Raw genomic sequence first — 12245 nt, 5'->3', positions numbered from 1 at the left:
GCTGAAATCAATAAAGAAATTCATCCACACCAACTTAGACACAGCTATGCAACTCATTTGTTGAACAATGGAGCTCCCATAGAAGTCATACAAAGTCTTATGGGGCATGAGAAAAGCGAAACAACTAGGATCTACGCTCAATTAAGCGGGAGGCTAAGAAAAGAGTATTATCAGAAGTACTTTTAAATGTAAAAGGAGCAAAGTCTTAAAAGACTTTGCTCCACTTGACTAAAGCACCCGTTACTTTAAGTACAATCCTTCACAAACTTGAATTCATTATACTAAAATTGTCTCGTTTACCAATGGACTATCTGAAGTTTCGGCCACTTTTCTCTCCATTTGTTAGCTTTATTTTCGAAAATCTCTTTAGTCACTAGCAATTTATTTGGTCTTACTACCATTGAAAATAAATCATCTAATTGGTAAGGTGCATAAATCTTATATAAACCATTTTGTTCTTTTCTTATTCCCAAGGCAGTTGCAGTGGTTGGCCAGCTATCGATTGCTGCTTCAAGAGAGGGGTAGGGTTTGATGGAAAGCCAAATTTGCTTTCATACCAAAGGTGTACCCTTGCTTGATTTTTAACGTCAAAATCAAATTGGAAATTCCAAAGCTTACTTTCCAATTTATCTTTTAGTTTCTTTTCACTATCGGATTCCATATTGTACTCGTCATAATAAACTATATCAATATCAGAAATGCCATATTCAATCGGATAACCAGAGATATCATTCCAAATTGTATTTGTTATACGTCCCGCACCAATATAGTATTCAAATGGCAAGTTTAATTCTTTTAAGGTTTGTAACACTTTAGTTATTGGTTCACTCTTCGAAATGGTCCTTACTAAAAGTTCTTCATTTATATTCATATTTATTCTCCCAAGTATCCATTACTTCATATATTCTACAAATAAAATCTTTTTACCTTCTTTCACTAAACTGCTCCGTAAGTTGAATTAGTTAAACAAAAAGGGCATCAATCCTTCTTGGATCAATACCCCTTCCTTTTACTAGTTCAATCGTATCTCTTTAGCAGGCCCCTCAACGATGCCGTTACTAAAGACTAGAAAACTTACACATAAAGTCAATGCTTGTAGTACAATTTGAAATCCTTTAAGGCTCGTAAACATTTCTTTCATAACAACCACCCCTTTATCTTTTATTGTTGAGAGATGCTCAATTGAGCACGAATCCTGTGCCACCCGAACAGACGGGGAGTCTGCTAAAAAGAACGATTAACTATATTATACATCTATCTTTTTTCACTAACCCACCCTGAATCCCCGACAAAGCAATAAATCTCCATCAGTAGGTAAGCGAATATATTTAGCTGTATTTAAAGATACTAACAAAATAGTTTTCTTCAGGAAAGTCACCTATATATTTTAAACCATTCCTTGAATAAAACTGTTTTAATTTTTCATTTCCAGCCCAACAGTCTAAATATAGGGTTTTATCTAATTCTTTTACAAAAAAACAAGCAAATTCTGTTATAGCGGAGCCAATGTTTTTCCCTTGAAACTTGGGTAAAATGGCAATTTGAGATAGATACTTACCTTTTTCATCAAGGGAAAATTCATTTATATTATCTATATCATATATACAAAACGTTCCTATCATTTCTTCTTCTACTAATAAAACGTACAAATAGTCATTCTTTAATTGGTTTATAATTTTATTGTCATCCCAAGGGAATTCCCATTGTTGTATTCCTTTTTGTTGTAAATTTAAAGTAACCTCATTCAATATATACACCACTTGCGCGAAGTCATCGATTTTGGCTAATCTTATTTCCACTATTTATGTCTCCTTTCGTGGTTTTAGTTTTCTACAATTCTGCCCCGATGGAGCATATGAAAAAATAGTCTAATAAACGGCTCTGTTCTTATTCTAATGCTCCCTTTAGTTGAAGTAAGAATTTTGCAAAATATTATCGTATTTTTTTACAAACATAAATCATTTCATAACTATCGTTAGTTAACGGAGCTTGTTTCCAATCCTTATAGCGATGTACAATTTCAAAACCATTGGCAGACAAAATTCTCTCCATTTCTTTTGGAAATACATATCTCAAACTAATGTTAGTCTTGTTTTCGTCTATTATTTCACCATCCATATTTTTGTATTTTCTAATCGTTGTATAATGTTGAATTTGATTTAAAGAGTCGTAATTACTAATTGTATATACGTCAACTGTATTAAGAGTTTCACTATCAATATAAGTTCTCCAGTATTCTTCTGTTGGTGGTTGTAGTAATTCCTCAACACTCGGAAACCTTGTTCCAAAAATAAAAATTCCGTCAATTTCTAAATGTTTGTTAACAGATGAGAGTAATGCATCTTGAGATTCGTTTGTAAGAAAATGTTGAAACGAATTTCCAACTGAATATATTAAATTACTCTTTATGTTTAAATTCATTTTAGTACAATCTTGTTCTACCCAATCTATCTGTAAATCCAGATTGGATGCCTTTTTTTTGGCTTCGTCTAACATCCCTTTATGAATATCTACTCCAATTAGCTTGTGTCCTTTTTTTGCTAGTGGAATTGTTGTTCTACCAGTACCACAAGCCACATCAATGATTGTGCCTTCCTTTTTTGATGCCCATTTTAATAGAAATGGCATCTCTGGCAAATATGGTTCATTTTCTTTATCATATAAAGTAGGGTTGTCATATTCTTCAGTGTTATCTAAAATCATTTTTCGTCTCCTTTAAATCGGTATTTTCAAACTACTCACAATATTAACATAAATACCAGATAATACCTACAACTAACCTGCATCGTTAGTTCAATAAAGAAAAAAAGAGCTGCATTATGCAACTCAATGATCTTCAAGTAAAGCACCTGTTAATTGAACAACAACTAATTAATATCCCCTAAGTAAACTGGGGCTTTCTCATTATTAGAATACTTTATTATGTATTTGCGTAACTCTTTAGGATATATCCTATATTCCAGTAAATCTTTAATAGCTATCCATTCAATTCCCACTTGATTAGTATCGGGATTAGTTGGTTTATGATAATTATCTTTTTCATCAGACAAAGTACAAACAAAATAATACTCAATTTGATGAACGTTAAAATCGAATGAAGAATGTTCATGATTTTTCCCTATATATTCCCGAATATGAAGGAGCTCTCCAACTTTTACTTGATGTCCAACTTCTTCTATGCACTCTCGTATTAAAGCATTATGAATCGTTTCTCCGTGTTCTTGTCCACCGCCAGGGAAAAGATAAAAATCCCCCTCGTTATCTTTATTTTTTGTTAGTAAAATTTGTTCATCACTTATTAAAATTGCTTTTGCCGAATTTCTAATATTCATTATTAATTCACCTCTTTATTAATCTTATTTCCTTATAAAATCATTATAGCTTGTTGAACTATCCTGCACCGTTAGTCGAACAAGGTATCGTTTTATTTAATATCGTTACCTTTAATAAAATTATCATCTAAATCAAAATGTGTCCCATTATAGTCCATTTCATTATCAATATCCTCTAAATTTAACTTGGTAATATCATCGTCATCTCCGTTGCCAATGACAGCTATTAATCTTAAGTCTTTACCTGGCGTGCCTAAAAGTATAGCTGTAGACTGATAACTATCGAATCCAGTTTCATCACCAAGATATTCTGATAATATCTCTAGAATATCATCTTCATTGTATTTAAATATTTTTCTTTTATCATTTTGACTCATTGGCGTTTCTCTCCTACAAATTGATTACTAGTAAGTTTAATTTATTATTTAAGTTTCTGGCAACTCTTATTCAACTATACTGCCCCGTTAGCTCAATAAGAAAAGCTGCCTTTGACTTCGGCAGCTTGATCTTAAACTCTTGAACCCGTTACTTGAAAAACACCATTGATTGAATATACTTAACTGTTGCTCCCTTTAATATCATTACTTGTCTTTTCAAAACACATATTAACTGTCCTTTCGTTTGAACGAGTCCGATGCATTGTATTAGCAGGTACAGTAAATATTTCTCCAGGTTTCAATGAAACTGTTTCAGTGTTTTCTAAGTCTATGAAAAGTTCACCTTCTAATACATAAAATAACTCATCGCAATTCTCGTGTTTATGCCAGTGAAATTCTCCATTTATCACAGCTATTCTAAGAGCGTGATCATTTACTTCACTTACAATAAAATTTGTGTAGTCACTTTGGTCTTTTATTAATTCATTTAGGTTGTATACCTTTAATTGACCATTTTTCTGCATTCTCATTCTCCTTACCTAATCTAATTCTCTTTAATGACTAAATTCGACAATAGAACTAAAATTCCTTTTTCTTCTTCAACTAATCTGCACCGTTAGTTCAATAAGAATTAAACAACTTAAAAAGATTCTTTGTTTCCTATATTTGGAGTACTGAACGCCAACAAAGGAACCTTTTTGAATACATAAAACCAATGCTATATTCATAACTTTTCTTTCATTGAAAACCTCCAAAAAGGCTTAGGAATAACGCCTAAGCCTTTCAATCTTTTATGATTGTGTAACGATTAATTTAAAATCGTCAAAAGATGATAAAGTAGTTATCAATTTTTATTCCAATCTATCGATGTAGCTTTAGAATAAGGAACAATAGAACTATCCCTATATTAGAGAGACTGAAGAAAGAACTGACTACGTTTCTTTAGTATGATATTTCTCTCTTTTTGCTCTCCAAGTGATGTACCCGATACATGAAAGAGCCACAATAATTGGAATCGCGATAAAAGAGCCGATGAAAGGATAAGACGCTAGGCATAGTATACAAGATATCGCAGCTAACACCTTACCCAAAACATTTGTAATCAACTTAACTCCTGCTGCTGTACCAACAACATAGGTGGCGATCGCTAAAGAGTTAGGAATAAACACTAGCTGGTCTAATTCAATGTGAAAAATAAAACTTAACAATAAACCTATTACTGCAATCGATCCCACTAATAAAACTGCACGACTAGGGGTTGAATATTTTTTATTGATGTTATCCAACCATGAGGGTGCCAGGCGTTCATGAGATAAGGAATAACCTAACCGACTCATACTCGCAACAAAAGCATTGTTTGTTCCTAAACATATAACAAACGCAAGAATTGCTGTTACCCAAGCACCATTTACCCCTGCCACTTTTTCCACAACTTGGGCTATTGCTGCATTATTCATAGCCTGATTTACGGTTTGCTCCTCTGTTGAATAGGAATCTGTACCAATCACAGCTAAAGCAATGCCTATGTACAATACACCGATTATAACAATAGCTCCCCATGTCGATCGCATGATGTTTTGTTTTCTTGGATTTTTAAATTCAGGTGCCAGGTTAGATATAGCCTCCCATCCAAAAAATGACCAAAAAATGAGCATTGCTGATTGACCAATGGGAATGATGCTGTCGTTTGTGATATGCGGTGTTATGCTCTCGGAATCGATAAATGGAAAAGCTAGCACTGATGTACTCAATAAAATAAAAAAAGTAAGCCCAGCCAAACTCAATTGAACTTTTCCACTTGTTTGTAGTCCCACATAGTTTCCGATTACCGCTATAATAAGTAATACGCCTGCGATGATATATGCAGAAAAATGTGGCAAGTTGAATGCAAATGCTATATAAGTCCCTCCTGTTAATGAAACAATGATTTGTCCAACACTTCCTGCAATGAAAAAAAACCATCCAGAGAGAGCACCTGCATAATGCCCAAAAGCTTTATTCGCAAAAGTTAAAATGCCTCCCGAACTAGGAAAATCGATAGAAAGAAAGGCAAATGTACAAGCTAATGGAATGCTAAGAAGCACCATGATCATCCATGAAACTAATGCATTTGAACCCGCTATACCTGCTGTCATGCCGGGCAATATTAAAATTCCTGATCCTAAAACAGCTCCGACATATAGTGCAATACCTTGTGAAACCGAAATAGTTTGCTTCAATGATTGCGACAATGTAATCATCTCCTTAATATCCAAGTACAATTACATTATAGAAGGTTAATTCTTCTTATTATATAAACTAATGAATAATTTAAGCTCTCCACACTTTACAATTTGCATAAATAACAATAGAATTACATGCAATTGCGTAAAGGAGAGATAGAAATGGATGATATTGACCGCAAATTAATAGAATTGCTTCAGGAGGATGGCAGAATAACAATTATTCAATTATCGAAAAAGTTGAATCTTAGTCGCCCAAGTGTAAATGAACGGTTACGTCGATTACAAGAAAATGGGGTCATTCAAGGTTTTACAGCACGCGTTTCCCCTGAGAACATTGGAAAAAGTACACTTGTGATCATTCAAATAGGAAATCTGAAAATAGAGTGCCACCGATTTGAAGAAATGATTAAAGAAGAGACCGATATTCTAGAATGTCATAGGGTAACGGGAACAAATAGTTATTTTATAAAGGCGGCAGTTGCCTCGATGAAAGATTTAGAAGCTTTTGTAGATCGACTTATTCCTTTCGGACAATTAAATACATCTGTAGTACTTTCTTCACCTATACTTTATCGCCCTCTGCTCCCTGTCGAAGAAAGCTAAATTTCATTTTCTGTACGATTGATTTTTTCTAATCAAGTATAAACGAGTCCTGGTCATTTGTTTATATGCTTCCATTTGTGTTTTAGCAAGTAGTTTTATGTACTTGGTTTTTAATCCCATAAACTATACATAATAATACGAAAGGGGAAAAGTGATGGAATTTCGATTAGAATTATTCGTTGAAGATTTACAAAGGTCTATTAGTTTTTTTGAGGAAGTTATAGGTCTTACATTTCATAATAAGACCGAAGTTAGTGCTATTATTAAAATGGAGAATTTTTCTTTATTATTAACATCTGATAATGTTCTTAAGGAAAATCACTATTTTAAAAAAGACGGTTTAAGACCAAAAGGAAAAGGTGTTGAAGTAGTGATACTACTAGATAATATCGAACAAACATATCAACGTGTTCTAGATAAAAATTATCCAGTTGAATCAAGTCTTAAAATGCAATCTTGGGGAATGAAAGATTTTCGTATTATTGACCCTGATGGCTATTATCTGAGATTATCTTTGTATAAAGATTAGGAAAGAGACCAAGACAGCCCTTTTGATTTGCTCCCCTTAGATAAACAGATTTTATTTTTTAATCTGTCTACCTAATAGGGAGCATATCAGAACCTCCTCTTGTAATACAAAGAAGATTCTTTTGCTTCATTCCCTCGGAATACCAAACGCTAACAAAAGAATCTTTTTGACTACATAAAACCAATGCTATATTCATAAAATTTCTTTCATTTAAAACCTCAAAAAAAGCTTAGGAACAACTCCTAAGCCTTTCTATTATTGAGTAATGCTTGATTAGAAATCAGATTTTTTAAATAGCTAATTTAAACAAACTCCATTCTAAAAAATATAAATCAAAATGGAGTTTAACCTTTTTTATTTAGTATTAGATTTTTAATAAAGTTTGATTATTTTTGTACTCCTTATTTCACTAAAGCACCCCGTTAACGCAATAAGAAAGATACATCAATAGTCCATTCTTATTCGTCCCAAAATTCATTATCTATTGCATTTTCTATCTCATCTAAGAAAAACTCATAAAAATTAGGCTTAGAAAGATAGATGGCAGATTCAAATGGACTCCAGTTCATAATCGGACATTCTCCATCTTTTAGCTTACTTGTATCCAAACAATAACCATATTCATCACACCAATAGATCATAACAAACCCAATCGGCATTGAAGAAAAACGTTGTTTATAAGAGAGCATCATTTCACAGTCACTAAATTCAAAACCATTTCCTCCACCACCATATTCAGCTAAAAACCATTTATAACTTTCTGGAAATGTAACCCCTAATAATTTTTCCGTTTTCTCTATTTCATCATAATTTATGCTTCCAAAAAAGTTCTTCCTCTGGTCATATTGATTAATAAGTTTATTTATTTTTAATTTATACAATTTTATTCAACCTTTCACGATTCCTTAATATTAATACATTCTTGATGTTCTATAATTTATTTGTATTTCCTTCTTCAACTAACCTGAACCGTTAGTAAAAAAGCGTCCTCACTTGTTGGAGAAACGCCACCGTTCCAATTTCATTCCATAGAATACTTTACCTATCAAATCTTAACATTGTATTGCCTTAGTTTTTACATGTAATTTTTTCCTCTTTCAACTAACCTGCACCGTTAGTTGAATAGCAACAATCTTTTAGAAAACAACCTATATCTTTTATTACTTAGAAGTTTAAGAAATAGGCTTTAATATACAATTAAAAATTGATATGAGCTCCGTTTAAATTACTGCAACATTAGATTGATTTAATTGTTGTAGTAAATAGGGTTATCTGTGATAAAAAAAGGATAGATAGAGCGAATTTATTTAAGCTCTTCTATCCTTTTAATTTCTATACATATAATGTGTGACATTAAATAAGAATTCACTATTTAAAATAGTTTCAGCTAATAACTTGACTTTTAATAAAAAAATCCATTGTGCGTGCTTTTGATCATTTTTATTTAAATTTTTTCCGCTCTTCTTGCTGGGAATAAGCATCCTATAAAAGCACCAATTAACGCTGGTAATATCCATCCTAAGCCCATGTCGTAAAAAGGTAATAAGTTGGAATAAGCTTTTTCAATCGCATCAAAAATACCCAATTTCGCTGCAGGAATACTACCCACTAACGCTTTATAACCATCAATTACACTAATAAAAATTGTAAAAATCATAGCAATCGCATATACCGTTTGTTTATTTTTAAATAGTGATGAGCATAATGCAAGGACAATTAAGACAATTGCTAGCGGGTATAAGAACATCAGCACTGGAATGGCAAACTTAATAATATTCGTTAATCCGAAGTTGGCGATTGTAAATGACACAACGCACAATAAAAAAACAAACCATTTATAGCTTAATTTCGGGAACACTTCGTGGAAAAACTCACTACAAGATGTGATTAAGCCAATACTTGTCTTTAAACAAGCAAGGACAATTATAACTGCTAATAAAATAGCCCCGTATGATCCAAAATAGTGATCTGCCACTGCGGCAAATATTAAGCCACCGTTATCAAATGTACCAACAGCATCAATACTCGATGCCCCCATATACGTTATTAAACCGTATATTAACGTCATTAATGCCATGGCGAAAATACCAGATTTCCACGTTGCTTTAGCAATTTCCTTTCTATCTGATATTCCTGCGCTTTTAATCGCGTTAATTACAACAATACCAAAAGCTAATGAGGCTAAAGCATCCATTGTGTTATAGCCTTCTTTAAAGCCTGTCATAAATGCCGAATCAATATAATCTCCGATTGGCTGCTGGAAATGGCCCATCGGTTTTACAATACTAATAATAATTAAAATAAATAACACAATCAAAAATGCTGGTGTTAAATATTTTCCGATATAATCCATAATTTTCGCTGGATTCAATGAGAAATAAAAAACGATGGCAAAAAATACGAAACTAAATAAAGCAAGTAAAAGTGTTGTGTGCTCCGCTTGTATATACGGTTCAAAGCCAACAACAAACGGAACTGTCGCTGTACGTGGAATCGCAAAAAAAGGACCGATCGTTAAATAGAGAGCTAACGAAAAGATGACACCGAATAACGGGTGGACACGGCTCGCTAAGTCACGCAAACCGTCACTACCTGATAAACCGATAGCTAAAATACCTAGAAACGGTAAACCGATAGCTGTTACTAAAAATCCAATTAAGCCAAACCAAAAGTTGGTCCCTGCTAATTGTCCAAGCTGAATTGGAAAAATAAGATTCCCTGCTCCAAAATACAGTCCGAACAGCATTGTACCAATGACTGCATATGTTGAAAAAGGTATTTTCTGTTGCATTTTGATGTACTCCTTAGATGTATTTAACCATTGCAAACAATTTATATGAAGAGATTTTTCATTACAATTCCACTATATTAACATAGCATTTATTTAAAAAACAATAGTTGTTTTTTCTTTTTAAACTAGACTACACCTAACCGAAATTCATCTCCCACTTTCACTGGTGCTGTCACACACCTTCGCGTTTGGAAGTGAGAACTTCTTTCGGGGGGTAAATAGAGAAAACTAAAAGAGCTGTCTGCTGACAGCTCCTTAGTTTGCTACAGACCAATCTATGTGATCTAAAAACTTGTATACGTCCTCATACACTTTTTCACGTTCTTTATCTAATGTAATAATATGACCAGAATTTTCATACCAAATAATCTCTTTATCATCAGTTTCTACAGTGTCTAAAATGAATGGTGCACTTTCTTGATAAAGATCATCATCTAATGAACCTTGCAGTATTAATGTAGGTGCTTTAATTGTAGATAATTCATCGCGTGTTTCTGTAGTTAAACGTGTAACACCGTCTAATGAATCCTTTGGTGTAATACGTAGTTCATGTAATTCAGAAATAATTTGATCTTTTGATTTATTTTCAAAATGTTTATATAAACGAGCGTAATGATAAAGTCGAGTAAATAAACCTTTAGAATTGTCGCGTGTTATAGGTGCACACATTGCAACAACTGCTTTAACTGGAAACGTCTCCGCTACTTTTAAAGAAAATACACCGCCAAGTGAAATCCCTGCTACAGCAATTTCCTCATAGCCTTTACTTTTTAAGAAGTTATAACCTTCCACAACATCGTTCCACCAGTCTTCTGGTCTTGTTTCAAGTAACGCTTCTGGTTCTACACCATGCCCACTATAAATCGGTGCATGAACCGTATAACCACGTTTTGATAAAAATTCTCCTAGCTTTTTCACATCTTTTGTGCTACCAGTGAATCCATGCAATAATAGTACGGCTTTTTTGCCTCCCTCAATAGTTAGAGGTTGTGGCTTAGTTAAATTCATTTTATAGTATCCCCTTCACGGAAATTTGTAATTGTGTAATTTATGTGTCTATCTTAACACCCTTTATTCATAATGTACAATTTATAGTTTTTATCATATTAATGTGTTTCATGCATTAACGATGTGAGGTTAATGACTGTTATATAACGCTTTTTGTTACTTTTTTTTTCACATTTCATTTTTAAGTGCAAAGTTTTTAAAATCTTTTTTTCCAGCATTAACGGGCAATAATTTATCTGTATCAAAAACGAAGTCAAAATTCTGTGAATTCAAAGAAATTAGGTGAGGGATGAACTGCCCATAAAAGCCCGATTAGTGAAGATTAATAATGAGTGGGAAAAATCCCACTCATTAAAGTTTCACTTTATGTGCCTATACTTCCTACTCTTTTACCGTTATAATGCTGTTAACTCAAAAATAACGAGAATAGAGGTGAAATAATGGAATGGCAACAATTAGAATACTTTGTCACAGTAGCAAAGCTTGAGCATATGACTCGTGCAGCTGAAACATTAGCGATCTCTCAACCAGCATTAAGTCGTTCGATTTCAAAGCTTGAAGAGGAATTAGGAGTACCCTTGTTCGACCGTCAAGGACGTTCGATTATGCTCAACCGATATGGCGAGCTTTTTTTGTATCGTGTCCAACGCATGCGTAAGGAATATGAAAAAGCCGTTCTAGAATTACAGGAGCTCAATAATCCAGAACTAGGAGATGTATCACTCGGTTTTTTACATACACTAGGGACTAGCATCGTACCTGATTTGATTCGCGCTTTCCGTCAGAACCATCCGCATATACGCTTTCACTTTACACAAAATTACTCACATTCCCAGCTTAAGCAATTACTCGCGGGAGAGTTAGACCTTTGTTTACTTGCATCGATTGACACGGAGCCGCCTGTTTGCTGGAAGGAGCTGTGGCGTGATGAGCTTTTTATTATGGTGCCGATCGACCATCCCTTCGCTAACCGGACAAGCATTAAAATGAAGGAACTTGAACATGAGAATTTTGTTCTGATGAAAAAGGGTTACGCAATGCGCCGTACAGCTGATAAATTATTAAATGCTGCAGGTATCAAACCGAAGATTACTTTTGAAGGTGATGAGGTATCAACAGTTGCTGGTTTTGTAGGTGCTGGGCTTGGCGTCTCGTTGCTACCTGTGGATGAAGACTTGAATCCGAATAAATTAGCTAAAATTCGTGTAGAGGATATGGTTTGTGAACGGATAATAGGTATGGCTTGGATTGAAAATCGATATCTTCCACCTTCAGCAAGGCAATTTCAACAATTTGTATTCGATTTTTACGAAGAAAAGTAATGGCAAGCCACTATCATTCATAAAAATTGTGCCCAAGTGAGTAACAATGGTTACTCGC

The 12245-nt window shown here is 33.7% G+C and carries 15 protein-coding genes; 4 read left to right on the top strand and 11 right to left on the bottom strand.

The features are described 5' to 3' along the window. Positions 1-186, top strand: a 186-nt coding sequence (locus C7Y47_RS22855) for a tyrosine-type recombinase/integrase (protein WP_142510788.1), incomplete at its 5' end; no start/stop codon positions are given. 110 nt (positions 187-296) lie between these two features. Here the strand turns inward: C7Y47_RS22855 and C7Y47_RS26200 are convergent. The 8 genes from C7Y47_RS26200 to C7Y47_RS22815 all read right to left on the bottom strand — a co-directional run bounded on the left by C7Y47_RS26200 (position 297) and on the right by C7Y47_RS22815 (position 5940). Continuing rightward, entirely contained in the window at positions 297-503 is a 207-nt protein-coding gene (locus C7Y47_RS26200; protein ID WP_366151287.1) for a nucleotidyltransferase family protein, read from the bottom strand. Then, positions 464-871 carry a nucleotidyltransferase family protein gene (locus C7Y47_RS22845; protein WP_142510849.1) on the bottom strand — a complete coding sequence of 136 codons (408 nt, stop codon included), beginning with the start codon at positions 869-871 and terminating at the stop codon, positions 464-466. Before C7Y47_RS22845 ends, C7Y47_RS26200 begins: the two co-directional genes overlap by 40 nt. 457 nt (positions 872-1328) lie before the next feature. Beyond that, positions 1329-1799, bottom strand: coding sequence for a GNAT family N-acetyltransferase (locus tag C7Y47_RS22840; protein ID WP_185903575.1), 471 nt, complete (start codon positions 1797-1799; stop codon positions 1329-1331). A 133-nt stretch (positions 1800-1932) separates the two neighbouring features. Further along, entirely contained in the window at positions 1933-2703 is a 771-nt protein-coding gene (locus C7Y47_RS22835) for a class I SAM-dependent methyltransferase (RefSeq protein ID WP_142510847.1), read from the bottom strand. Between the two features lie 164 nt (positions 2704-2867). Next, a complete protein-coding gene (locus C7Y47_RS22830) occupies positions 2868-3332 on the bottom strand; it encodes an NUDIX domain-containing protein (RefSeq protein ID WP_185903574.1) in 465 nt (154 codons plus the stop codon). A gap of 92 nt (positions 3333-3424) precedes the next feature. After that, on the bottom strand, positions 3425-3709 hold the full coding sequence (locus tag C7Y47_RS22825; protein WP_142510845.1) for a hypothetical protein: 285 nt from the start codon (positions 3707-3709) through the stop codon (positions 3425-3427). Between the two features lie 179 nt (positions 3710-3888). Further along, on the bottom strand, positions 3889-4233 hold the full coding sequence (locus C7Y47_RS22820) for a cupin domain-containing protein (protein ID WP_142510844.1): 345 nt from the start codon (positions 4231-4233) through the stop codon (positions 3889-3891). A 408-nt stretch (positions 4234-4641) separates the two neighbouring features. Continuing rightward, on the bottom strand, positions 4642-5940 hold the full coding sequence (locus C7Y47_RS22815; protein ID WP_255505306.1) for an APC family permease: 1299 nt from the start codon (positions 5938-5940) through the stop codon (positions 4642-4644). Between the two features lie 153 nt (positions 5941-6093). Between C7Y47_RS22815 and C7Y47_RS22810 the strand changes: the two genes are divergently transcribed. Together C7Y47_RS22810 and C7Y47_RS22805 are read left to right on the top strand one after the other, a co-directional pair. Further along, positions 6094-6537, top strand: coding sequence for an Lrp/AsnC family transcriptional regulator (locus C7Y47_RS22810; RefSeq protein ID WP_142510842.1), 444 nt, complete (start codon positions 6094-6096; stop codon positions 6535-6537). Positions 6538-6691: 154 nt separating this feature from the next. Then, positions 6692-7066, top strand: coding sequence for a VOC family protein (locus tag C7Y47_RS22805; RefSeq protein ID WP_142510841.1), 375 nt, complete (start codon positions 6692-6694; stop codon positions 7064-7066). Positions 7067-7524: 458 nt separating this feature from the next. On the opposite strand, the gene C7Y47_RS22800 is transcribed toward C7Y47_RS22805, so the two are convergent. The 3 genes from C7Y47_RS22800 to C7Y47_RS22790 all read right to left on the bottom strand — a co-directional run bounded on the left by C7Y47_RS22800 (position 7525) and on the right by C7Y47_RS22790 (position 10865). Further along, positions 7525-7947, bottom strand: coding sequence for an SMI1/KNR4 family protein (locus tag C7Y47_RS22800; protein ID WP_248718002.1), 423 nt, complete (start codon positions 7945-7947; stop codon positions 7525-7527). A 563-nt stretch (positions 7948-8510) separates the two neighbouring features. Further along, complete coding sequence (brnQ, locus tag C7Y47_RS22795; RefSeq protein ID WP_142510839.1) at positions 8511-9857, bottom strand: branched-chain amino acid transport system II carrier protein; 1347 nt, start codon at positions 9855-9857, stop codon at positions 8511-8513. 255 nt (positions 9858-10112) lie between these two features. Then, the gene (locus C7Y47_RS22790) at positions 10113-10865 is read right to left on the bottom strand and encodes an alpha/beta hydrolase (RefSeq protein WP_142510838.1); all 753 of its coding nucleotides are present in this window, start codon (positions 10863-10865) and stop codon (positions 10113-10115) included. A gap of 440 nt (positions 10866-11305) precedes the next feature. Here C7Y47_RS22790 and C7Y47_RS22785 point away from each other — a divergent pair, with 440 nt between their 5' ends. Then, complete coding sequence (locus C7Y47_RS22785) at positions 11306-12187, top strand: LysR family transcriptional regulator (protein WP_142510837.1); 882 nt, start codon at positions 11306-11308, stop codon at positions 12185-12187. Positions 12188-12245: the final 58 nt, after the last annotated feature.

Source organism: Lysinibacillus sphaericus (genome assembly GCF_006864135.1).
Taxonomy (GTDB): Bacteria; Bacillota; Bacilli; order Bacillales_A; family Planococcaceae; genus Lysinibacillus.
Note: the sequence above shows the minus strand (reverse complement) of the source record. Positions and strands in the feature narration are given on the sequence as shown.